At 39.1% G+C, this 25074-nt stretch carries 16 protein-coding genes; 5 read left to right on the top strand and 11 right to left on the bottom strand.

Annotated elements, in window-relative coordinates; translation table 11 throughout:
• Positions 1–200: 200 nt before the first annotated feature.
• From ACG2F4_RS13465 to ACG2F4_RS13415, 11 genes are all read right to left on the bottom strand, one after another.
• Positions 201–3911, bottom strand: coding sequence for an FG-GAP-like repeat-containing protein (locus tag ACG2F4_RS13465; RefSeq protein ID WP_395261399.1), 3711 nt, complete (start codon positions 3909–3911; stop codon positions 201–203).
• Positions 3912–3980: 69 nt separating this feature from the next.
• Entirely contained in the window at positions 3981–5504 is a 1524-nt protein-coding gene (locus ACG2F4_RS13460; protein WP_395261398.1) for a sulfatase, read from the bottom strand.
• Between the two features lie 228 nt (positions 5505–5732).
• Positions 5733–6467 (bottom strand): class I SAM-dependent methyltransferase, encoded by a 735-nt coding sequence (locus ACG2F4_RS13455; protein WP_395261397.1) that lies wholly within the window; start codon positions 6465–6467, stop codon positions 5733–5735.
• Between the two features lie 95 nt (positions 6468–6562).
• A complete protein-coding gene (locus ACG2F4_RS13450; RefSeq protein WP_395261396.1) occupies positions 6563–7585 on the bottom strand; it encodes a nucleoside hydrolase in 1023 nt (340 codons plus the stop codon).
• 65 nt (positions 7586–7650) lie between these two features.
• Positions 7651–8649 carry a multidrug DMT transporter permease gene (locus ACG2F4_RS13445; protein WP_395261395.1) on the bottom strand — a complete coding sequence of 333 codons (999 nt, stop codon included), beginning with the start codon at positions 8647–8649 and terminating at the stop codon, positions 7651–7653.
• 27 nt (positions 8650–8676) lie between these two features.
• A complete protein-coding gene (rbsK, locus tag ACG2F4_RS13440; protein WP_395261394.1) occupies positions 8677–9600 on the bottom strand; it encodes a ribokinase in 924 nt (307 codons plus the stop codon).
• A 96-nt stretch (positions 9601–9696) separates the two neighbouring features.
• Entirely contained in the window at positions 9697–11619 is a 1923-nt protein-coding gene (locus ACG2F4_RS13435) for an arylsulfatase (protein WP_395261393.1), read from the bottom strand.
• Positions 11620–11716: 97 nt separating this feature from the next.
• Positions 11717–13645, bottom strand: a complete 1929-nt coding sequence (locus ACG2F4_RS13430) for an arylsulfatase (protein ID WP_395261392.1) — start codon at positions 13643–13645, stop codon at positions 11717–11719.
• Between the two features lie 156 nt (positions 13646–13801).
• Entirely contained in the window at positions 13802–15295 is a 1494-nt protein-coding gene (locus ACG2F4_RS13425) for a RagB/SusD family nutrient uptake outer membrane protein (RefSeq protein ID WP_395261391.1), read from the bottom strand.
• A gap of 48 nt (positions 15296–15343) precedes the next feature.
• Positions 15344–18400 carry a SusC/RagA family TonB-linked outer membrane protein gene (locus ACG2F4_RS13420; RefSeq protein WP_395261390.1) on the bottom strand — a complete coding sequence of 1019 codons (3057 nt, stop codon included), beginning with the start codon at positions 18398–18400 and terminating at the stop codon, positions 15344–15346.
• A gap of 96 nt (positions 18401–18496) precedes the next feature.
• Positions 18497–19519, bottom strand: coding sequence for a LacI family DNA-binding transcriptional regulator (locus ACG2F4_RS13415; RefSeq protein WP_395261389.1), 1023 nt, complete (start codon positions 19517–19519; stop codon positions 18497–18499).
• Between the two features lie 261 nt (positions 19520–19780).
• Here ACG2F4_RS13415 and ACG2F4_RS13410 point away from each other — a divergent pair, with 261 nt between their 5' ends.
• The 5 genes from ACG2F4_RS13410 (at position 19781) to ACG2F4_RS13390 (ending at position 25001) form a co-directional block, all read left to right on the top strand.
• Positions 19781–21028 (top strand): tyrosine-type recombinase/integrase, encoded by a 1248-nt coding sequence (locus tag ACG2F4_RS13410; RefSeq protein ID WP_395261388.1) that lies wholly within the window; start codon positions 19781–19783, stop codon positions 21026–21028.
• A 28-nt stretch (positions 21029–21056) separates the two neighbouring features.
• Entirely contained in the window at positions 21057–21968 is a 912-nt protein-coding gene (locus ACG2F4_RS13405) for a hypothetical protein (protein WP_395261387.1), read from the top strand.
• Positions 21969–22053: 85 nt separating this feature from the next.
• Entirely contained in the window at positions 22054–22341 is a 288-nt protein-coding gene (locus ACG2F4_RS13400; RefSeq protein WP_395261386.1) for a helix-turn-helix domain-containing protein, read from the top strand.
• A gap of 15 nt (positions 22342–22356) precedes the next feature.
• A complete protein-coding gene (locus ACG2F4_RS13395; protein WP_395261385.1) occupies positions 22357–24531 on the top strand; it encodes a phage/plasmid primase, P4 family in 2175 nt (724 codons plus the stop codon).
• Between the two features lie 122 nt (positions 24532–24653).
• Positions 24654–25001, top strand: coding sequence for a DUF2116 family Zn-ribbon domain-containing protein (locus ACG2F4_RS13390; protein WP_395261384.1), 348 nt, complete (start codon positions 24654–24656; stop codon positions 24999–25001).
• The last annotated feature ends 73 nt before the right edge of the window (positions 25002–25074 follow it).

Below are 25074 nucleotides of genomic sequence, written 5' to 3'. Positions count from 1 at the left end.
GGGGATTGTCAAACTAGATATTCGTCTATACGGATAATTACATCTTAACTCCATTCTACTACCTTAATATTAATTCTGGAATTCTCTTAACACCGAATATTGTCCAACCTATAGTTGGTTTTTCCAGTCGACTTCAGTTGCATTTCCCAAACAACTGAAGTCGGAGAGCTATGTGTGTACTCCCGCACCCTTATTGGGTTTTACATTGAAATGTCAGGATGAGAAATATTATACTTCCATTTTGACTTATTTATTTTAATATATTGTGTGTTCCCATCATACCAATTGACCTCTATACTTATTGGGTGAGCATTCTCTTTTATACCAAGAATATGCTTTGATGATCTCTGAGACCAATATCCAGATCCGGCCTGAATTTCTCTAATTGGACCTTTAGTGTTATTAGCGTAGACTAATCTAACACTAGATCCTATACCCATGCGGTTTTGGAGTGGACCATTCAAATGTACTTTGATCCCCTTCTTCTTAGTTTGGTTTAAATAGACTTTAGTTGAATCTTGATTTTGACTTACCAATAAATCTACTTTCCCATCATTATTAATGTCGTTCAGTGCCGCTGCCTTTTGTTCTCCATAGATTTTAATTCCACTTTTATGTCCCGGTATGGGTTCAAAATTCCCATTTCCTTTTCCTTTTAATATAAGACCACGTCCTGCATCCATTCTAGGTGTAACAGGATGAACTGCAAATAAATTTTGGCTTAGAAATATATCTTCAATTCCATCATTATTGAAATCAGCAATAGAAGTATGCTGGGCAGGGGCTAATTGTGCATACTCCGGAAGAGATCTAGCGTTAAAATGTGTTCCTTCATTCAAAAAAATCATATGCCTCAGTGTATTTATTTTTTTTGAAGGAATAGAATCCAAATTTCTATTTAAAATCACACTGAGAGTAGCATTTGCGAAATCTCTGTGAGTTTTTAAATTCGATTCCATAATGGTCCCTCTCAAAGACTTGTATTTATTTAACTGGCGTCTAGGAACATATGACTGCATTGTAGAATCATAGTAGGCTTCCACGATGTCTATATTTCCATCCTTATTAAAATCGTCATAAAACAATTTTATAGGATACTTTGATTCAAGTTGATAAGGTGTGTTTAAACCAATATTTGTAGCTACAAAATCTGGTAGCCCGTTTCCATCAAAATCACCTGTTGAAACAGCATTCCACCACCCTTTGTATTTGTCCAGCCCCATAGACGAAGTCGCATTTTGAAAACTCCCCTTTAAATTCTGGAACAATTTTAATGATCCCCATTCTGTACTTAACAGTAAATCTTCGTAACCATCCTCATTATAATCGGTAAACACTGCCCCTGTCACCAGACCTATCCTACGTAGCTTTTTTGAGTTCTCTTGATCAATTTTGAAGGTTCCATTTACATTTTCAAACAGTTTAGAGCTCGCATCCAATGGATAATTGAATGGTATAAATCTCCCTCCAAGAAACAGATCCAAATCTCCATCATTATCGTAATCTGATAAAGCAATTGGTCCTATAGAAGATGTCATACCTGGCAAACTATCTTTCTTAACTACCTGTCCATTTTGAATTTTGTAAATGTAAGCAGGAGATACATATTTACCCTTTTGCTCATAATTTGAATTTCCTACTGTCAGATAAGTATTGTTGTTTTCTTGCCACCCAACGATTGACGTTTGGTCACCACTAAAACTTTCACTTAATTTGGATTCCTTAATCTTATTTAAATGCCCGTCTTCATTAATAAATATATTTAGCTTTTCATCTTTTCCTGCACCAATAATTAAATCATCATTACCGTCACTATTTATATCTATCCAACTAACTCCTGGTCCTGATTGACTGAGCTGTATCGGTAATAATGACTGAGATTCAAAATCATCAAAATGACTTTCCTGATGTCGGTGATTAATTAGACGTGAAGAATCTTTAAAATGAATATTTTCATCTTTTTTCAACGTTTTTCCCCACTCAACTTTTGAACTACTTGAAGTCTTTGAAATTTCATAGATTCGATTTGCAGCAACGCTATCAATTATACTGCGCTTACCATCAGGCCATACCACTTTAAGTATATGATTTTGATTTTTGTTATTTGCAGCAAAAGTTAATATGGGCGATGAATCAGACATATAATTGCCACCTGATACCATCTCTTTCATTTGTTTTTCAATCCCCCCGCCCTCAAGAATCACCTTTGCTCCTATACCCCTGGTGTTCGGGTAAGAACCCTTAAGCTTTACGGCTATGCGCGGTGATGCCGTTGTGTTCTCATAAAGGACAGCTCTATCCATTAAGCGGTTAATAGCTAAGTCGAGATCACCATCATTGTCAAAATCAGCTGTAGCTAATCCATAAGAGGCATCCAGCTCGTTAAAACCCCACTTTTTTCCAACTTCTTCAAAAGTAAGATCATTTCTATTTCGATATATTTTGTTTCTTAAATTGAGGGGAGGGGCTTGATCAAGTTTTACATAACTTTGAATTCTGCCTTTGCTTCGGTCAATTTGATTACCTCTCCTCTTTTGATAGTCAATATCCATCGCATCGTATACATGACCAGTATTGACTATAAGATCTTCGTAACCATCCAAATCAACATCTAAAAACTGAGTGGCCCAAGACCATCCCGTAGCTTCTACTCCACTATAATGGGAAATCTCGGCAAACGTGTTATCTCCTCTATTTAGATATAACGAATTTCGCATATACTGAGGTTGATACATTGAACTCTGAATTTTGGATGGGTAGGGTTCCATAGAGATGATTTGTCGTGCACGCCTATGATGATATTTACTAAGCATCTCTGATACAAATATGTCACTGGTCCCATCACGATCAATATCTGCAATTGCTACCCCCATTGAAGAAAAACTAAAATTCCGGAATTCTTTATAGCTGGCAGCTTTGAAACGACCTTTACCTATGTTAATCCAAATGCGGTCTGTTGTCCAAAAATCATTACACACGTAAAGATCTGGAAGTCCATTACCGTTTATGTCGTAAAATTTTGCAGTAAGACTCCATTCAGGTTTTAAATCCGCTGGATTACCATCACTATCTAGAAAGCGCTCGCTAATATTTTTTACATTATCAAATTCTCCACTTCCGTTATTGATATAAAGCTCATTTACTTCAGCCCGCTCTTTGAGTAAAGGATCTTTGTGCTCTCTATATAGAATTGTATAGTGTTTATCAAACGGTTTGCGTAATCTATACTGTCCCTTTGACTCCAATTCCACCATATTGGTGGTTTTAAGTTGACTAGGTTTGAATATATTTCTAGCCGGTTTCTCCTTGTTATTTGCCACAAACAAATCAAGATCTTTATCATCATCAATATCGGCTAGCGTCATAGTTGTACTTCCTTTACTAGTATTCAGGCCACTATCTTCTTTCAGATGAAACTGTCCAGTACCGTCATTTATGTACAAAGCATTTTTCTTATCAAGTGAAGCAACCAAAAGATCGGGATCATCATCACCATCTACATCAGCAAAAACAACACCAGTAGTATGAAAATCATCATGGCCAACTCCCGCGTGCTCAGTGATGTCATTAAATCGGAAACCTCCTGAATTTTTATATAATTTGTTTTCCCCTTTTAAATTGCCAAAATAGACGTCAGTCCATCCATCTCCATCCACATCTGCAGTAGCCACTCCTGACCCATTCATGTAGTTTTGATTTTCATCAATATCTGCCTGGCTTAAATTATTTATAAAATCAATATTTGTATCCCAATTGTCTCGTTTAATAAACCCAACTTTGCCAGATTCTTTGGGGTGGACTTCTGCCCAGCGATATCCTTCTTTCTCAACCCATTTTAATTCCTTCGGTTCTGGCGAACAACCAGCTAGAAGACAAAAAAATATTAGCAGTATTTGATTTTTCTTTGCCATTATAAACAGGAAGGATTAAAACAGAAACATCTATCTATTTAGAAATCAATTTTCTTAGCTTTTATGTTTCTACTCTTTTTCCCAATTCGGTGTACGTTTGCCTTCTTTTTCATTTATCAGATCATTAAGTCGTTGGTCAAGCCTTTTCACAGTTTTCCATATTTTAGGATCTTGTCTTTCAACCTTGTCCAAAAATGAACCGTAAACATGACCATATTTAATGTTACCTAGCAGATTATTGGTTTGCTTAGGATCTTTTCGCATGTCGTATAACTCATACTTGGACCAAATCCCTTCATAGGTCATATAACTATAGTTCTGTGTCCGTAGTCCCCACGTCGTTGGCGTTTGTACTGCTTTCGGATCAATAAAATATTCATACAAAAAATCGGTCCGCCAATTAATCGGTTGCCCCTTAAGCATGCGGGCGAAAGACATCCCCTGCATCGTGGAAGGCACAGTGCTTCCTGCCAGTTCTAAAATCGTTGGCCCAATGTCAATATTCAGAATAAATTCTTCCCGTTTCACGGGGGTCCGAATCTGTTCTGGCCAGTGGACAAAAGCCGGCACCCGAATCGACTCCTCATACATCACGCGTTTATCGATCAAACCGTGTTCCCCCATCATGTATCCGTTATCGCTGTAGTAAATAATTACGGTTTCCTCCAGATGACCAAGATCACGCAAGGTCTCTGTTATTTTGCCCACACTCTCATCGACCGACAACATAGCTTCGCTGTATAATTGAAAAAAACGATTATAACTCCCATATCCTGCAGCGGCAAAATCTCTTTCAGCTCCATGCCAACTGTTACGTTGCCGCTTTACCCAAAGAGGTTTGCCCTCATAATTTACCTCGGTGTTGGCAAAAGTCTCTGGCTTGGGAATATTCAGATCCTCATAATGGCCCTGATGACGTGGCGCCGGGGTAAAATCTTCATGGATAGCTTTATGGGACAAATATAAAAAGTATGGGGTTTCTCCCCGGGCATTTTCTTCAATAAAATCAACTGCATAGTCAGTAAGCAGATCGGTGGTATAGCCCGTGTGATCACTCCGTTGACCATCTATATTAAATGTTGGATCGTTATAGGCCCCCTGTCCTCTGAAGGAGACCCAACGGTCAAATCCCGGACGTGGCATATCATTGTCTCCTCCCATGTGCCACTTCCCAATAAAACCGGTATGATATCCTTGCTTTTGCAGTTTAACTGGAAACGTAGGAATATGAGACGGAAGAGGTGTATTGTTATCCATGACCTGATGCGAGTGCGCATACTGGCCGGTTAAAATAGATGCCCTACTTGGGGAGCATAAAGAGGTAGTCACATATGCATTTTCAAAATACATACCGTTTTTTGCCAATCTGTCAATATTGGGCGTCTCTATCCATGGATGATCCAAAAAACTTAAAAAATCATAACGCTGGTCATCAATCAATACAAAGACTATATTAGGTTGGTTTTCAGGTTGGGCCTTTACCATCTTAGTCCCAAAACATAAAAAGAAAACTACCAATACCACTATTTTAGAATTGCTTACCAAATAAGTCTTTTTTAAGCCAGTCATATCTAATTGATTGTTTTGTAACATCTCTTTTTAACTGTTTTATCTCCGATGGGCTTATCCTGCATCAACTTTATTTACTGGGAGTCTAGTGAAGCATAGCATGTTGCAAATCATTTTAATATTGCTTGCAACATAACTTGCGCCGTAATTATAGTTTTTTTTCAAAAAGATAGAATTTGAAACAAAGCAGGAGCTGTACACCACGTACATGCTACATCCACTTTTATGCGCCGATTAAGTTTATTGCTGTTATTATTTTGCAGCTATTATTTGAACCATTCCTTGATTAGACTGTAAGTTGTCTATAATAAAATTTGTCTTCTCAAGAAGATACTTGACTCTATCTACCGATAATCGAACTTTTTTATAAACACTTTTCTCAAATTCCCAACTGTCTCCATTGCGTTCATAAACCAAATCATGGACAAGTAAGTAATCAGATTCATATTCCAGAAATACGGTCATTATTTTATTTTGGTCGTTTTGAACTGGGACAAACCGATCAACACCCGTAAGTTCAACGGAATAATCACGGAAGCCAATGATTAGTTTTCCATTAGATTCAAGTAGATTATAGGCTATGTGAAAAAAATTATTCACAGATTCTTCTGACGAAAGATGAGTGAGCGTATCTCCCATACAAACGGCAAGTTCAAAAGGCGCCATGTGGGAATAGTTTTCTGGCTTGAGTATATCACTTTGAATAACTTCAATGGTTTCATTTTCATCATGACTTTTTAATTCATCAAGCAAATATTCATTAAAATCAATCCCCGTAACGTTAAATCCAATTGACGAAAGTGCAAAAGACTGGAAGCCTGAACCACAGCCTAAGTCTATAGCCTTTTGGTTGGTCTTTGGGTACACATCATGCTCCTTAAACCAGTTCTGGTTTTTCTTGACTTGTTTGTTAAAATCCCCAAACATCCAAGAATAGTGCTCAGCAAGCAAATTTTCGTAATGCTTTTTTGCAGAAATTTCAGCCATGATTATTAGATTAAGATTTAAAAACCCCTAACATTCCTGATTTCGTAGAATGCTATGATTTACACCTTACTACTTATTTTTAATCATCCTTCTGCTTATCTAGTTGGCTGTTGCTGCATTAAATTATCGATTACATTCTCTACGTGATCAAGGCCTTCTTTTTTTTCTTTTAGATAAAAATGTCCAGTTTGAGAAGAATCCCAGCCATTGGAGCCATTCCAGCTAACAGTTATTTTCCCAGGTACAAGATCAAAATATGTTTCTGCACCATGCACTGCTACTAATACAGCTGTTTGATCAAAACTAGCTCCACTTTTCCCAGAAGATACCATTCGCATAACATCTTTGACTGGACTATCCTCTATTTCATCATTTTGCAATAATTGTCCACCTGTTCTCACTTTTACTCCAAGTGCAAAGCCACTAAAAATGATTTCAGTAGGCCAATTTTCAAAAACATGCTTTGATGCTTTTGCATCCATATACAGATTGTATTCTTTATTGGGACCTTGGGGATCATTTACAGGACCCGTAAATGTACCCGCCATGCTAACAAGGTTTTGTACTTTCTTTTTAACAAGCTCTTTGCCATTGAGTTTAGAGTATCTATCCGGACGAGATACCAAAAGATTAGATAAGTTAGTTAAAAACCCTACGGTAACTATCGTTACACTATGATCTGGTTGATTGCTAAGGATCTTCCTATATATTTCTACAGAACTTGGCACTACCTTATTTGATCTGATGTCTGCAGGGTAATTGCCAACAATTTTATTAGTCCATCCTCCAAAACAACAGACCTCCGGGGCATCTTTTATTTCTAAAGCTAGTCCTTTGGGTACTCCGATGGGAATATTGGGACGCCCATAATAGGTATTAAAGACATCCAATAGTTGGGCAATGGTGGGATGTGTATTACTGGCAACAGTAGCTAGCAATTTAGCTTCTTCGTTGTCAGCCATGGCATGAAGTATAGCCAGCGCTCCTACATCATCTGTCATAGGCCCCATATCGGTATCATAGATTACTGAAACGGGTTTATCTTGACTTTTGATTTGTAGAGGATATAAAGTGATACTCATTAACCATATAAGAAAGTATTTAGATAACTTCTTCATAAAGTTCCCTTTTTATAGAATACTTTTCTTTCCCTAACTCATATCGATAATTAATTCAGTTAATATTATGCAGTTCTACTTATTATGATAAGACCTAAACCAACGATGAAAAACAAAAACATTGACCAAATCAATTTATTAGTTCCTTCAGGTGCATCTTCAAATTCATCCCAAATAAATACTCCCCATGCTGCAGCTACCATCGTTGCTCCCTGACCAAGACCATATGATATTGCGAAGCCAGCTTTTTCAGGTGCTAACAAGTTAAAACCCATTCCCAGACACCAAATTACTCCTCCCAATATCCCGACCACATGTAATCGGCTAGTACCTTCAGTAAAATACTGTTTGTAGGACACGGCTTCTCCAGAGACTGGACGGTACATGAAATAGGTATTCCAGAGAAAATTGGAAACAAAGACACCTAACGAAAAGATAAAAACGGCTCCATAAGGAGTCATGAGACCCGGTTCAGGATTCGTATAATTTAAGGATACACCAGCAGCCACAAATCGATAAAACAGCCCCATCAAAACTCCACACAAAATGGAAATAATTATTCCTTTAGCTGAGCTATGGGTCTTTTCTACTCTATTATAAGCTAGTGCATCTAATATTATTGCTACTGTAACAAATCCAACCCCAAGAAAGAGAACTAAAGGATCTCCTACGGGAGATGCCAAGTAGTTGATAAAAACACCAATAACCAAAGCTAAACCTATGCCTACTGGGAATGCTACGGCCATTCCTGCTAGATCAATTGCGACTACCAAAAGAATATTAGCAAGGTTAAATACTACCCCTCCCAGAAATGCTGAGCCTAAAGCTGACCAATCGGCTTGAGCCAAATCTGCAAAAAAGCTGCGACCTTCACTCCCAATTGTCCCCAGAGTTAGTCCAAATATTAATGAAAATAGAAGAACACCGATCGTATAATCCCAGTAATAGAGTTGGTAGGGCCAAGACTTTATAGCTAGCTTTTCAGTGTTTCCCCAAGACCCCCAACATAGCATCGTAATGAAGCAAAATATAACTGCAACTGCATAACTATCTATTATAAACATGTTATTAGTTTTTATATTTAATGTTGATCACGATTTATCACTGATAAATCCCTGTAGTTCATCTATCGTTGGTATCGAGCTCTGAGCCCCATTTCTAGAAACAGATAAAGCAGCTGCCATATTGGCAAATTTAATAGCATTTCTCAAAGATTGTCCTTGAATTATTGCAGTTGATAATGCTCCATTAAACACATCCCCCGCAGCAGTTGTGTCCTCAACTATAACTTCTTGAGCAGGTATAATACCTTCAGATTCCTCAGTTTTCATAAATACCCCATCAGAACCTAGCGTAATCACAACATTTTTAACCCCAAGCTCTTGTAAGCTTTTGGCTGAACTTCTTAATGATTCACTATCCGCTATGTGAATACCCGTCAATTTTTCAGCCTCATTCTGATTAGGAGTGACCAAAAATAAATCTTTAAAAAAATAATTTGGTAATTCCAGTGCCGGTGCTGGATTTAGGATAACTTTTGTTTTACCCTCTCTGGCTATTTCAAGAATGAGACCCACTATTTCTATAGGAATCTCAAGTTGCAAAACAAGCAAATCAAAACTGACAATTACATCCTTTAGGTTTTTTATTTCATTTCTGGTAATCCCATGATTAGCTCCGGGTGCAACAACAATTTTATTTTCACCAGTCATATTTACAGAAATCATCGCTACACCTGTAGGTCTATCTTCATCAAAAAGGATGTTATCAACATTTATGCCTACATCTTTATATTGTTCAGTACAAAGATCACCAAATTCATCATTTCCAAGTTTGCATATAAAACTAACATTACCACCTAATTTGGCTGCAGCTACAGCCTGATTAGCACCTTTTCCACCTTTATGCATTTGAAATTCCCCGCCAAGTATTGTCTCCCCAGCTTCCGGAAAACGTTCAGACCTTACAACCATATCGATGTTTGCGCTTCCTACGATTAATATTTTTTCACTCATTCTGTTCAGTAACTATAATTATCAATAGATTTAAAGTATTAATATGTAAAGATCTCAATTAAGCCAGCCTCTGGTAAAGCTAACTTTGGTAATTCGTTATTTACGCTTCACATATACGTAGTACGGAGTTGTAATCGGATTGCCGTCCTCGTCGTTGAACCAGCTGTGCAGGGCGATTGGTCCCTCTTCCAGCTTGACCGTAAACGTGACCGACCTGTCACCAGCCTCCACCTGCTTCCGCTCACCTAAAAACGGATATGCTTCTATTTCATCTAGTGGCTTATGGGGAACAGCTACATTGTTAATATAGATATGGGCGCTTGCTATCGGCAGGGTTGTTGCAATAGCGAGATTATGTCGGGGGTTGATACTTGCAAGTTCCCTGCGAGGTTTATCCTGTAAGGGAATGTTACTTTCTTCCGGCCAGCGGCGCAGTTCGAATTCATATTCCCCCGCTTCTGCCACCTTCAGCAGCCAATATCCAAATTTGCGGGTACCATTCATCACCTGGGTTTGCTGATCGATAAACACATCCAGCCATTCGCAACCGGTCAGCATCGCAGGATTTGCCTTGTCGCTGCCAATGACCACACGTTGCGGTTGGTTAGCTTTGGATTCGACATCATCCCACCACTTGGATAGATGGGTTCGCATTTTTTCGGCCACGTCGGGATACTGGCCGATCACATTGGTTTGTTGTTTGGGATCGGCCTCAAGGTTGTACAGGGCCCGATCTTTCAGCAACCGCCATTTTTTCCACAGTACTGCTGCCCCCTCGGGTTCCAAGATCGTTTGGCCCTTCGGAGAAGGATAATTAAATCCTATAGGCATTCGGCTATAATTGATTACCACCATGCGATCCTCAGGGACAGCGGTTCTACCGCGAAGGACCGGGGCCAAACTAACCCCATCGAACTTAGGCGGGCTGGTGGGCACTATCCCAGTGAGATCAATAAGCGTGGGGAGAACATCTTGGACGGTGGTCAGCCCACCGATATCTCTTGGTTCTCCTAGCGCCCCATTGGGCCAACGTATGAAGAACGGAACTCGATGCCCCCCTTCCCAGAGCTGGGTTTTCATCCCGCGCATGCCTGCATTGTAATACAGGGGGCCGTGCGTGCTGCCATTGTCTGTGGTAAATATGAGAATCGTATTCTCTGATACCCCATGCTCCTGCAGAAAGTTCATCAGCCTGCCCATATTTTCATCAATATTTCGAATCATGGCCAAATACCGTATCAAACGGTCTTTTGTATCTGGATTCATATCAGTAAAAGCAGACTCGGCAAAGGCCTTTTGCATATCATCGATATCTGTGTCCTTTGCAATAAGAGGCCCATGCGGGGTATTGGTAGGGAGGTAGGTGAAGAACGGGGTTCCCTCTTCCACCGAACGACGCATAAAGTCCATCGCCTCCTCAAAGAAAACATCCGTGCTGTATCCTCCGAATTTTTCTCGCTCGCCATTCTGAATGTAAGTATCGTCAAAATAATCGTTGCCCCAAAAATCCGGTATTGAGCTTATCGATGAGGAGGGAAACCAGACGGTTTGCTGAAATCCGCGATCTTCCGGTCGAAAGGGATAGTTATCACCTAGGTGCCACTTCCCAAAAATGCCGGTATTGTACCCGCTTCCGGAAAATATATCGGCCATCGTGGTCAGGTCCGGTCGCAAAAGAGTGCGCCCGGCGCTAACGTTGATGGCTCCGTTGCGCGCCGCATCCAACCCGGTCAACAACTGTCCCCGCGTCGGGGCACACATCGGGGTCACGTGATAGTCGGTCAGCCGGAGGCTCTGGCCGGCCAGCTTGTCCAGCTGGGGGGTCGCCAACACCGGATTCCCGTGGTAGGAGAGTTCCCCGTATCCCTGATCATCGGTCATCACCAGAATCACGTTCGGCTTTTGCTCATTGTCATTTAGGATTTTCTTATCAAGGGAAACACTTTTAAAAGGCCAAATAATGAGTATAATTAAGAAAAGCAGGGGAATAAGGAATATTTTTGCAAACTTAATACTCATATTAGCATGTCATTAAGCATTAGATTTAATCAAGTATGTTCAGTTGACATTATTGATGGGAATAAAGGGCCCACACAATAATCCGAGAGGAAGCAATTCATTTACGTTTTACATATACGTAGTAAGCACCTGTAATTGAACCACCATCTTCGTTATTAAACCACGTATGCAAACGAATTGAACCCGGTTCTAGGTTGGTAGAAAATGTTACAGCCTTTTCTCCTGAACTAACTTCTTTTGTTTCGTTAAGAATGATAGATCCACCCTCTTGTTTGTTAGCATCACCACTGATGTATATTTGAGCTTCTGAGATGGGCAGAGCCTTTCCTGACACAAGAAATTCATCACCTTTTCGAACATGATCAGAAGGAAGAGGATCGCTTAATGCTAGATCTGCTTCTCGTGGCCACCTGCGTAGCTCAAATTCATACTCTCCTGCCTGTTCTACATTTAGATGCCAATATCCATTCTTACGAACGCCATTGCGAACCTGTCTTTGTAGATCTACAAAGACATCCAACCATTCTACCGCTGTCAATTTTGTTGGATTTTCAGCCTCATCTCCAATGCTAACAGCCAGCGGTTCATTTACATCATTTTTAACTTCTTTCCACCATTGATCGAGATGGTCATTCATTTTTTGAGTTACTATTGGGTACTGATCTATAACATTGGTCTGCTGCATTGGATCCTCTTCAAGATTATACAACTCCGTGCCTCTCAATAATCGCCAGTGCTTCCAGAGGACAGCCGCTCCGTTTCGCCGTACAATAGACGGGTTTGCAGGAGACCGATAATCGAATCCAAACGGCATGCGACTGTAGTTTATAACCACCATTCGTTCTTCTGGAACCTCCGTTGCTCCCTGGAGTGCTGGAGCGAGGCTGATACCGTCAAATTTAGTAGTAGTATGGGGAACGATACCTGTCAGATCAATAAGTGTTGGTAGAACGTCTTGAACTGTAGTCAATCCATTAACTTTTCGCTCATTCCCTAGATCACCATTTGGCCAACGAATAAAGAAGGAAACGCGATGCCCGCCTTCCCAGAGTTGTGTCTTCATTCCTCTCATTCCAGCTTTGTAATATTGGGGAGCAAAAGTACTACCATTATCGTTTAAAAAAATCAATATAGTATTGTTAGACAACCCTTCATCCCCCAAAAAATCCATCAGTTTACCGATATTTGTATCTATATTACGAATCATGGCTAGATATCGGATTAAATTTTTTTGCATATCCTCGGTATGCAAAAATTCCGGAGATTCCCCTGTTTGAGCACTTGAAAATTTTGAATTTTTGTAAGCTTCCTTTAAAACCTCAATATCTTCCTCGGGTGCCCAAAAGGGCTGATGTGGAGTATTTGTAGGTAAGTAGGTGAAAAATGGCTTATCGGACTCTGCTTTTTCCTTCATCCAAGCCATAGCTTGCTCAAAAAATATATCTGTAGAATAGCCATCAAATTGTTCTTCTTTGCCATTATGTCTCAAGACAGGATCAAAATAATCATTACCCCAGTAGTCGGGAACAGAGTTAATGTGAGAAGAGGGAAACCATATGGTCTCTTCAAACCCACGATCTTGAGGCCGATAGGGATAATTGTCCCCTACGTGCCATTTACCAAACAATCCAGTAGTGTAGCCGGAATGTTTAAAATAATCGGCAATAGTCGGTAATTCTGAACGCATCAGGGTACGGCCGCTGCTAACATTTAAAGCCCCATTGCGAGCAGCATCCATGCCCGTCAAAAGCTGCCCTCGGCTGGGGGTACACATCGGGGCAACATGGAAATCGGTAAGCTCAACGCTTTGTTTAGCAAGTTGATCCAAGTTTGGCGTATCCAGAATCGGGTTGCCATGGTAAGAAAGCTCCCCATATCCCTGATCATCAGTCATAATGATAATCACATTGGGTTTTTGGCCATCTGTCTGCTGGGAGTTATTATTTGGTTTTTCCCCGTCAATTGATAGTAATTCAAATGGAATCAGAAGAAGTAATCCTACTACTGACAACTTGTTAAGTTTCATAAAACTTTCCTTACTTTTTTGTTTTTTTGAAAATTGGAATTACCCTTGTTCTAAATAAAATCCTGCATTTTATGAATGAATTTGTAAACGCTTAACTAAACAAAACCAAATTTCATGTTGGTCCTTTTAGAACCCAACATGAAAGAAAAGTAATATTTAGTAACCGGGATTTTGCTCAAGTTCAGGATTTGCATCTATTGCATATTGAGGAATTGGAAACTTTTTATGGAATTCTTGAGCATTGGTAGCTCCTCGTTGTTGTGCAGACTCAATAAATTCTCCATGTCGTATTAAATCTCTTCTTCTTTTTGATTCATACCAGAACTCCCACTTTCTTTCTTTTAAAATTTGATCATTCAACTCTTCTTTATTAGCAAAATCAGATAATTGCACATCCCCTAATCCAGCCCGTTCACGTATCTGATTTATAAGATCGATACTCTCCTGATTTGGTCCATTAATTTCATTTAGAGCTTCAGCTCTGGATAAAAGGATGTCGGCATATCGTATTTTTGGTATATCATTCCCATGATTCCCACCTGTTGCGTTAGGATCCGGTGGATACTTCATTGATCTAGTGGCATTATCATAATCCTCAATTAGATCAACTGTATCGCCTTCGGTGTTTATATATCTTGTGAGGATACGACCATTTCGCTCATCATTAGGCGCAAAGGAATTGTAAAATGAGTCACGAAGTCTATATTGGGAAGCAAAGTTTGTCCAGCCCTGATCAACAACTCCGGCTATACCACCATCCAAGCCTTCATGGAATCCCCAGGGAAATGCAGTTGCAGTAATTGTGCATCTGGCATCTGGATCATTCGTTATTGCCGGCCGTACCCAGATAAACTCACTGTTTTGTTCGTTCTCTAGCGCAAACATTTCGTTATAATCGGGATATAGCTCATAATTCCCATTATCAATAATTTCTTGCGCTTTATCAGCTGATTGCTGCCACTGTTCTGTATTAAGATATAATTTTGTGAGAAATGCTCGTGCTGCACCACTATTTGCTCTATACCGGGTTGCCTCATTCGGCCCTGGCAGTATAGACTCAACAGCGCTGAATTCAGATATTACAAAATTTATAGTCTCTTCAGCACTAGCCCTGGCTAATTCAAGAGGATCTTCTGTACTGGTTCTTAAAGGCACGCCACCATACTGATTCCAAAGATCATAGTAGGCAATAGCTCGGACAAAACGAGCCTCGGCACCAATTTTCTCTCTCTCACTTTCAGAAATATTTTGCGGTCTATCCAAATTATCCAGCACGATATTTGCATTTCGGATTGCACTCCAGTGGGGATCCCAATAAAATGAAGCCTCATCACAACAATTAGGATCCCACGTAAAATTAATCAACAGCACAGCATTTTGATTTTCACCTCCGCCTGTATGCCATAGGATATCTGTGGTCATTTCTTCCCTCTTTATCGTATGCTGGCTGCCCCAAGACGACATGTTAGCCGATTCAGTATATCCCTCAAATAGGGTTGATTCCAAGCCGGATTTTGTCGTTAGTAAGTTTTCACTTGCAAGTTCTGAGTGGACAGGTTCATTTAACACGTCTTCACATCCTTGTATCAGAAAAGAAACTGATAAAAGTATGATTGCTGTCTGAAAAATATTTGTTTCAACCGATTTCATATTCACTACCTCACTTAATTAATTTCTTTAAATTTCTATTTTTTTATTCTACAGACCTATTTTCAGTCCCAACATGAATGTCCTTGCCGTAGGGAATGCGTTGCGGTCTATTCGATAATTAGCATTACCATTGGGATTTATAGCCGGATCTATTCCATCATAATCAGTGAAAGTAACCAGATTTTCACCTACTACATATATTTGTGCAGATCGTAAGCTTTGGAATATTTTTGGTAGTGTGTAACTTAGTCTTACTGTTCTTAGCTTTATATAGGATCCATCCTCAACTACAAAAGAATTTATTGACTTTCTACCCTGCGCAAGGGGATTAACAAATGAAGGATATTTATTAGAAGGATTCTCAGGAGTCCATCGGTTCAAAAATGGTTCAGCAAACTTATTCCTTCTAAAATTGATAGGATAGAACGTTTCAACTTTATTTGCATTTAATATTTCAAACCCTTGTTCAGCTTGGAGAAACACATATAAACCAAACCCTTTGTAGTTGAATGTGTTACCAATGGACCATTGATAATCAGGAAATGAATTACCTAAAATGACCCGGTCTTCTCCGGTAATTGTTCCATCCCCATTTTGGTCTCTATACTTTATACTACCTGGACTAACGGGATCGGATGTGACTGAGAAATCATCACCTTCTTGCCAAATGCCTTCTACTTCCCAACCATAAAAGGAGTTTAATGGCGCACCGGGTCTTATAATACCTGCCTGTCCAGCAAATGCAACTCCTCCTAACTGGATTTCTGGGACACCGCCCAAACTTTTAACTTCGTTTTTAAGAGTTGAAAAGTTTAAGTTTGTAGTCCATTGAAATTCCTGTGCAGTTATATTTCTTGAAGTCAGAGATAACTCAAAACCAGTATTCTCAATTTGTCCCACGTTCGATAAACGTGAATCAAAACCAACAGACGTTGGAACTGGCAAATTAACCAACATATCCTCAGTTGTTTTCTTGTAATAGTCAACTCCCCCTTCAAGTCTATTTTCCCAAAGTGCAAAATCTAAACCGAAATTAAGTTGTTCTGTTGTTTCCCATTTTAAATCGGGATTTGGCAGCCTTGATGGAGTAGTAGTCGTCACTCCTGCATCACCTATAACAGCCGTTAGGCCTTCTGAAAATGTTCCAGCAAATGGGTAATCACCAATTTCTTGATTACCTGATTGTCCCCAACTGACCCTAATTTTAAGATTGTTTATAGCACTAATACCTTCCATAAAACTTTCTTCTGATAATCTCCAACCAATCGCTCCAGATGGGAAAAAAGCAAACTTATTGTTTTCACCAAATCTGGAAGATCCATCTAATCTAGCTGACAAAGTCAGAAGATATTTTTCAGAAAGTGTATAATTTACCCGGCCGAGATAAGAAGCAAGCCTGTTGGCAGTTTTAGAGTTAGACAATTCAAAATTTGAAGTCTGACCCAGACCAAGATTATCTGCACCGACTTGTAATGAAGGGAAATCACTGGAACTGTTATATAGGTATGTTGTTACAAATCTTTCATAGGTGATCCCTCCGACAGCATTGATATCATGCTCTCCAAATGTCTTGTTAAAATTAAGTGTTCCTTCTACTAACACATGGCTCATCTCAGAATTCTGATTACTCCCAATACCATTATTTTCTCGTCCCAGGCGTGTTTGGTCATCGACGAAGGTTTTTCTACTTTCGTTAGTAAAATCACCTCCAATATTTAATTTTGCGAACAAATTTTGGTTTATATCATATTCAGCAAATGCTGTCGAAAATATGCGATTAGTATTGGATGCTGAATTAACACCTTGCAATAAAGCCATTGGATTGTCAACACTGACAAGTTCATTTAGCGCAAAACTACCATCATCATTCCTAATGGGGAAAGTAGGATCAAAGTTAAATGCTGCTCGAATAACTCCTGAATTTTCAATTGCTGCACCACCGTTGGGTATAAAATCATCCTTGATATATGTACCAGTGGCTTTCAAACCAAGATTTAATCTATCTGAAACTTGAGACTCAAGATTAACCCTTGTTGAATATCGATTGAACCTAGTTTCTCTAACAGTCCCTTCCTGATCCATAAAGTTAAAAGATACAAAGTAAGTGGTATTTTCAGATCCTCCTGAGAAAGAAATTTGTTGGTTCGTGACCGGTGCATTATCATTTTCAATAACTTCCTGCCAATCAACACCTCTACCATTATTGGCTATATCACCTACTCTAAAGGAAGGGTCTTCACCACCAGCATCAATAATTGCGTTCAATTCTCTCTGATACTGCTGTGCATTTAACAAATCAAGTTTATTTGACCAATTTTGAATTCCAATACTTCCATGATAATTAACTTGTATATCCCCGCTGCGTCCACTTTTTGTAGTTATTAGGACTACTCCATTTGCCCCTCTTGAACCATATATGGCGGTTGCCGAGGCATCCTTAAGAATCTCAATCGATTCTATGTCTTCGGTATTTAAATTAGCAAGTGGATTCCTAGGAGTTTGAGTATTACCTAAATTTACTCCACTCCCCCCGATTGCTCTTTCCTTATTAACAGGTACCCCGTCAATAACATATAGTGGGCCATTGCTTGCATTGATCGAACTGGAACCTCTGATATTGATAGAAAAACCACCACCTGGCTCCCCGCTATTTTGAACGACATTAACACCAGAGCTTTTACCCACCATCATCTGATCTACAGAGGATGTGACTCCTTGATTTAATTCATCGACATCTACTGATGAGACAGATCCAGTTACATCAGTCTCTTCAACACTTCCGTAACCGACCACTACCAATTCTTCACCGGCTACAGCTTCGAGTTGCATGGTTACATTAATTGTTGTTCTGCCGTTAATTGGCATTTCCATTGTTTGATACCCTACAAAAGAATAAACCAATGTGTCATTCAATGAGGGCACATCTAGTTTATATTCACCCTCAGGATTTGTAGTAGTACCAATTGTTGTTCCCTCTACAACTATGTTAACCCCTGGTAGTGCTTCACCTGAATTACTATCTGTAACTTCTCCAGTTACAGTTTGTGCAATCAAGGTTGGTACTACCAAGGTCACTATCCCAATTGTTAGTATGAGTCGTTTCATAATTTATCCCTGTGTTGCTTATTATTGATTGAACAATCGATTGAGCTATATTTCAAAAAAATGCTCAATCGATTGTTTTATTTAGAAAACAATTTATTAGATACCTGTTACTGATTTTCGTTGAACTAGCGAAGGTTTCAACTCCCTACTTTTAAACTCTGACAAGGTTATATCACCATCAATGTGGTTTATTAAAGCCTGAGAAACAATCTTACTAATTTCTTCAACCGGCTGACAGATTGTAGTTAATGGAGTCGACAGGTAATCAAGGAAAACATTATCATCAAATCCGACGAGTGAAAAATCTTCTGGTATCCTCAAACCTGCCTCTTCTATAGCTTTGATAACTCCTAAAGCAATTGTACTGCTCATCGCAAAAATAGCAGTCGGCTTATTTTCTCTGGCTAAAATACGATTCATTTCTCTATATCCACATTCAATACTAAAATCATTACCACTTACCTCATATGGTTCTAACCCATTATCCTGCAAAGCCTTAAGGTATCCGTTCTTCCTGTCAATTGCGGGTGTTGAATCTTGTATTCCCTGGATACAAGCAATGTTTTGGTGACCGTTCTTAATCAGTAATTCGATAGCTTGATAAGCCCCGTTTACGTTATCAGTAGTAACATAAGGAATCTTAGAATCTTTAAAATATCTGTCAATACATAATACGGGGACTCCATGATCGCTGATCGCCTCAAGCAACGAAGGGTTACCTCCTTTTGCCTTGCTCGGAATCAATACAATACCATCCACGTTCCTGGAATTTAAATTTTCTATCATCTTTTTTTCAACCTCTGGATCATCATAACTTTCAGTAAGTACTATATTATATCCTCTTTCTGTCAATTGCTTATCCAAAATGCTTGTAATATTAACAAAAAAAGGATTATCTAAACTTGGTATGATCAATCCTACCGTAAAACTTTTTTTAACCCTTAAATTGACTGCAACAGGATTCGGTTTGTAACCAAGCTTTTTTACAGCCTTCAGAATTTTCTTTTCAGTTTTTTCACTTATTCTGAATTCCCTGGCTTTCCCATTTATGACTCTAGAAACCGTCGACTCTGAAAAACCTGTCTTTTCGGCTATAGTACTTAAAGATACTTTTTCCATCCGTTAACTTAATCCATTAGCTCAATCGATTGTTCAATATAAATTATATTTTTGAAAATGCAAATTTTTTTCCAAATAGGCATCAAATATGCTCTTCCAAGTTATTTTAAGAAGATAGAACTGAATTAGATTGACTGGCTTATCGATTCCCATTCTTTTATGAAAAATAATCAAGATCAATATACCAACCTATCAGATCCTTGCATCTTTCATTTTATACAGTAAGCTTTACTGCAAATAAAGCGAATCTATGCAAGGCCAATGGCAACACTTTCATACTATCTCAAGAAACGCAAAAACAAAGACAAGCATCCGCTTTACCTCCGAATCATTCATAATCGAAAATCCAGATTAATCAATACCGATATCCGTTTGGCTACATCAAACTGGAACGAGAGTAATGAGGAGGTGCGGAAGTCGCATCCCATCCATAAAAAGCTGAATAACTTTCTGAAGCGTAAAAAGTTGAATGCTGAGGCGATTCTACTCGATATAAAGTTACAAGGTAATGGAGTTTCTATTAATGATATAAAGAAAGCGATTACAGAGAATAAAGTTGAGGGAAAAGAGCCTGATAACAGTGAAGAACAACACAAACCAGATTTCTTTGAATATGCAGAAGATGTAATTGAAGACTTTAAAGTCACCCTAAGCCATACCCGCTGGAAAAGCTATAATACCGTGTATAATAAGTTCCAAGAATTCTGGAAACAGGATACCCTGCCATTCGAAGAATTTGATGTGGAGGTTCTTCGAAAATATGAAGTCTATTGTATGAAAGAACGTGGAAACAAACCCAACACCATCAAGTCTGACCTTAAGATGGTTCGCAAAATCTTCAATAATGCTATTCAAGAAGGTGTCATCCCCAGGGATATGTATCCATTTCGATTTTATACAATGCCCAGTAACCCAGTGGTTAAAACGAAACTCTCAGAAGAAGAAATTAAAGCACTAAAGAGTGTAGAAACCCAAAAAGGCACACGACTATTGGATACAAAAAATATTTTTCTTTTTGCATACTATTGCTGGGGAATACGAATTCGAGACGCATGCCTACTCAGATGGGAGAATATCAAGGATGGTAGACTTATCTACATTATGTCCAAGACGGGCAAGAGGATGTCAATAAAACTACCCAGGCAAGCCGATGACATCATTGCCCAATACAAACCTGATGGCAAAGTAAAAAACGAACATTTCCTGTTCCCCTTTCTGGACCATAGAATAGACTATTCTGATAAAGAGTTCTTGGACAACCAGATTTCTTCCAAAAATGCTTTGATCAATAAATATCTAACTAAGCTTCAAAAATTAGCTGAGATTGATCAACACATATCATTCCACGTTGCCAGGCATTCATTTGCCCAACGCTGCCTAGAAAAAGGGTTAAGAATCATCGAAATCAAGGATTTGCTGGGACACAAAAATATTACAACTACAATGAAATATTTGAAGAGCCTTGATAATCAACATTTAGACACTACCGTCGAAAACCTTTTCAATTAATATACTTTAATCTTAAAACTGATGAGCAATGAAAAAGAAAAAGATTACAGATCAACTTGTTAACGAAGTAGATATTAGAGCTGCGATAGATGGTTATTTCTCAATAAATCCAATAAAGGAAGGGAGTTTTTTCTATGAACAAATTCAGAAAACATGGAATAGAATGCTAGATGATTTTGAAAGTGAAGATTGTCTCCATAATGAAACCGGTTATATAATGTTTATGACGGTGGCACGTGAGGAAAAGGTCGAACTTTTTGAACGATGCAATTCTCTCCTTCAGAAAATTGATTTCCTCGTTGATAAATTTATCCTGGAATTAGAGCGATATTGTCAAAAACTTCCCAAAAATGAGAATAAACTTCTCCAAACAGCAATAGATATTTGGAAAGAGCTTAAGGATGATTATGATTATGCCTTTTGTATTGAATATACCGAACTGGTAGTTGAGGTTTCCAACTTAAAAGAGACAAAAATTGAGAATCCATGCGGTAATGTTGAACAATACATAAAAGTTTTTATCTACATTGTTGAAAGAGAAATTAAAGATTTAGCTGCCTTTTATGCTGGTTTTTGGGGAATAGATTCTGCAATAGAATGTGTAACCCTACATGGAGATCTTTATTCATTTGACCAATATCTTAATTGTGTTCGACCAAAGGAGAATTTTAGGCTGGCTAGATTAAACCATAAATCCATCAGAAACCTCATCTCTGCAGGGCATTTGATAGATCCTGCCACAAAACTACGATTCCTTTCCCTTAGGAAAAATGATAACAAGACGATGCAAGAAGCTTATGATATTATCCTATCTGAATTACAAGAATTAGGTTACACCCCATCCGATTATTTGCCAGTTGAGGCTAAAACATTGGCCGATCGAGCCAGAAGATATCGCAAAAAGCGTTTTAAAGAACTAGGTGCGCTGATCGAGAATTAAACTGCGCTCAGCAAGAAGGCGCTCTACTCTTCCTCTTTTAGCTTCATAGTGAACTTAAATTCAAACTCAAGAAATGAGGTTCACTATGAAGAACAATATAACAATTCAATTAGATAATGAACTGCTCGATCACCTTGCTTCTGCGGTCAAAGAAGCTGTTAAAGAGGAAATTCCTAAAATGAAGGATTCCTTCCAAAAGGAATGGCTGACGACCGAAGACGTAATGGAAATGCTCAGCTGCTCAAGGAGAACAGTCCAAAATTATCGGGACGAAGGCAAGATCCCCTTTACTCAGGAGGGTCGAAAAATTCTCTATCCGAGAAATGGTATAGAACAGTTTCTGAGTGATAATATGATTAAGGCTTATCGTTAGGAGGAGGATTAAATTATGAGTTCCAACTTAACCAGAGCACTCAATCTAGCTGAAAGTAACTTCTACATTGTACCCATGCATTTTCCCAAAAGCAATGGCGGCTGCAGTTGTGGTAATGATTGTAGAAGTACAGGGAAACATCCCTGGATTCGTGGCTGGCCTGAAAAGGCCAGTCGGAATCCGAAGCAAATTCGCAGCTGGTGGCGCCGATGGCCGAAAGCCAATATTGGGATCGCATGCGGTAAAAAGTCAAATCTGGCCGTGTTGGATGTGGATCCCAGACATAATGGCGATCAGTCATTGGATAAATTAGAAGAAGAGATTGGGGTATTTACACAAACCACCACCATATCAACGGGGGGAGGGGGATTTCATTACTATTTTCGGTATCCTGGTGAAAATAAGATGAAAAATAGCGTCGGTACCCTGGGAGAGGGATTGGATATCAGATCGGACGGCGGCCTGGTCGTCGCTCCCGGAAGCCTTCACCAATCAGGTCATACTTACGAGTGGCTTGTTGGACTGGAGGAAATTAAAGTTTTCCCCAAAAAGTTACTCAATCATTTGCAAAATGAACATAACACCAAAGTAAATAAACAAGTGGCTGTTTCTCTTTCATCAGTAGAACCTATTTTAGAAGGCAAACGGAATGATACCCTATTCTCACTGGGTGTTACACTCAGTAAGAAAGGGATGGAATATCAGCAAATCCATAAAGAGTTGCTCGATATCAATGACAAGCGATGCACTCCTCCTTTGGAAAATTCAGAGATTTCTCAAATTGCTAAAAGCGCTAGTAAACCACCCAAAAAAGATCCATTAAGGTCCGAGGTAACAGAAGAGAAGTATGGCTTGTGGAATACCGATTTTGGTAATGCACGGGAACTGGTCAACGCCTATGGTGACAAAATACGCTATGATATTAATGAAGAGCAATGGTTGTTCTGGGATGGAACCAAGTGGAAACGAGATTCCACCGGCCTGTATGTGATGGGGATTGCCAAAAAACTCGTCGAGTCTCTCTATGAGCAGGCCAAAGAAATTGAAGATCCGGAAAAAGCAAAACACAAACAGAAACATGCCCGCAAGTCAGCGAATGAGGCTCGGCTTAAAGCAATGATGAGCCTCTCAACTACCTTTCCGAATATTAAAGTTTCAAAAGAGAATCTGGATCAAAATCCCTTTCTAATTACGCTCGATAACCTGACGTTTGATCTTAAAAATTTTAAGAAGCTTAAACTAAATCCCAAGCATCTAATAACTCGGCAACTTCCGTTTTCCTTTGACTCTGATGCAACCTGCCCTAAATGGGAAGAGTTTATATCTCAAATTATGGGAGGAGATCAGAATATGATCCGTTTTTTACAGCAGGCGATGGGGTACACCCTTACCGGTCTTACAACAGAACAATGCTTATTTTTTCTATTTGGAACTGGCCGAAATGGCAAAACGACCTATGTAGAAGTTTTGCTGCATCTTTTAGGCGACTATAGTATCAAAGCGGAATCTAATATGATTATGAACCGGTCCTATGGTGGAGGGGTCCCCAATGACATTGCACGGCTATGTGGCCATAGGCTCGCAGTTCTTTCTGAGATTCAAGAGGGGAAACGGTTGGATGAGGCAAAAGTAAAAAATTTAACCGGTGAGGATACAATCTCTGCCCGTTTTCTCCGGCAAGAGTATTTCGATTTTGAACCGACTCATAAACTTTGGGTGTATGGAAATCACAAACCATTAATAACTGGAACCGATGAAGGCATCTGGCGACGTATGCGGCTTATTAAATTTGATGTTACCATACCTAAAGGTCAGGTTGATAAGAATCTCAAATATAAACTATTGAAAGAGCTACCAGGCATATTCAATTGGGCAGTGCAGGGGTTCCAGCAGTGGCGGCAAAATGGAATGAGTCTAGAGGTGCCAGATAGCGTTAAGCAGGAAACCCTTTCCTATCGCAATGAAATGGACCAGTTGAATAAATTCATAGAAGAGACCTGCAGGGTAAAAGCAGACGTAAGTTGTAGCAATAAACAGTTACGGAAACGATACGCGGAATGGTGCTCAGATTATGGGGTCCACACCATGAGTACCCGTAGCATGAGTCCTAAACTTGAACAGCGTGGATTTCAGAAGTATAAATCCAACGGCTGTGTTCATTGGAGAGGCATAACACCTGTAGAATTGTAGACCTTGTAGAGAGAGTAGAGCATATTGCCAATTACATTTTTCTGATAACAAAATACCTCTACTCTCTCTACACACACTACTCCTAATACCCAATTTCATTTATAACCTTAACAATTCCGAATATGACAGATAATGAGTGTATAGAATGTGGGAAAGATATTGCATATAAACGAAGTGACGCCAAGTACTGTAGTGACCGTTGCCGGATGAGGTATCGTAGAACCCAGAAAAAAGAAAAAATAATTGGTGAACTGGTTGAGCTTTTCATTGAAATGCCGAACCATTCCGTACAAAACACAGATAATGGTTTATACCTGATTGGGGTTAATGCATTTACACGAACACCCCAAAAATGGGACCTTTCCGACCTTCAAAACATGTCAAACAAGCGACTAAATGAGCTGAAAAAGGGTAAAAAAGCCCAATTTACAGGTGAATTTATTGCTCAAGCATTTTCCCAAAAGAGTTAAAATGATTGGCAAGCTAATTCTTTTAAAAGAACCTGATTTTTTAAAGAAAAACGTTTAAAACTTCGATCTTTTT

Source organism: Halalkalibaculum sp. DA3122 (assembly GCF_043951865.1).
Taxonomy (GTDB): Bacteria; Bacteroidota; Rhodothermia; order Balneolales; family Balneolaceae; genus JAMQKA01.
The sequence above is the reverse complement of the archived record's forward strand: the minus strand, read 5'-3'. Positions and strand labels throughout refer to the sequence as shown.

Bases quoted from the DNA above. Each gene is read 5' to 3' on its own strand.
- ACG2F4_RS13465 (WP_395261399.1), bottom strand. From the start codon at position 3,911: ATGGCAAAGAAAAATCAAATACTGCTAATATTTTTTTGTCTTCTAGCT.
- ACG2F4_RS13450 (WP_395261396.1), bottom strand. From the start codon at position 7,585: ATGAAGAAGTTATCTAAATACTTTCTTATATGGTTAATGAGTATCACT.
- ACG2F4_RS13415 (WP_395261389.1), bottom strand. From the start codon at position 19,519: ATGGAAAAAGTATCTTTAAGTACTATAGCCGAAAAGACAGGTTTTTCA.
- ACG2F4_RS13410 (WP_395261388.1), top strand. From the start codon at position 19,781: ATGGCAACACTTTCATACTATCTCAAGAAACGCAAAAACAAAGACAAG.
- rbsK (WP_395261394.1), bottom strand. From the start codon at position 9,600: ATGAGTGAAAAAATATTAATCGTAGGAAGCGCAAACATCGATATGGTT.
- ACG2F4_RS13425 (WP_395261391.1), bottom strand. From the start codon at position 15,295: ATGAAATCGGTTGAAACAAATATTTTTCAGACAGCAATCATACTTTTA.
- ACG2F4_RS13420 (WP_395261390.1), bottom strand. From the start codon at position 18,400: ATGAAACGACTCATACTAACAATTGGGATAGTGACCTTGGTAGTACCA.
- ACG2F4_RS13430 (WP_395261392.1), bottom strand. From the start codon at position 13,645: ATGAAACTTAACAAGTTGTCAGTAGTAGGATTACTTCTTCTGATTCCA.
- ACG2F4_RS13400 (WP_395261386.1), top strand. From the start codon at position 22,054: ATGAAGAACAATATAACAATTCAATTAGATAATGAACTGCTCGATCAC.
- ACG2F4_RS13390 (WP_395261384.1), top strand. From the start codon at position 24,654: ATGACAGATAATGAGTGTATAGAATGTGGGAAAGATATTGCATATAAA.
- ACG2F4_RS13405 (WP_395261387.1), top strand. From the start codon at position 21,057: ATGAAAAAGAAAAAGATTACAGATCAACTTGTTAACGAAGTAGATATT.
- ACG2F4_RS13435 (WP_395261393.1), bottom strand. From the start codon at position 11,619: ATGAGTATTAAGTTTGCAAAAATATTCCTTATTCCCCTGCTTTTCTTA.
- ACG2F4_RS13395 (WP_395261385.1), top strand. From the start codon at position 22,357: ATGAGTTCCAACTTAACCAGAGCACTCAATCTAGCTGAAAGTAACTTC.
- ACG2F4_RS13445 (WP_395261395.1), bottom strand. From the start codon at position 8,649: ATGTTTATAATAGATAGTTATGCAGTTGCAGTTATATTTTGCTTCATT.
- ACG2F4_RS13455 (WP_395261397.1), bottom strand. From the start codon at position 6,467: ATGGCTGAAATTTCTGCAAAAAAGCATTACGAAAATTTGCTTGCTGAG.
- ACG2F4_RS13460 (WP_395261398.1), bottom strand. From the start codon at position 5,504: ATGTTACAAAACAATCAATTAGATATGACTGGCTTAAAAAAGACTTAT.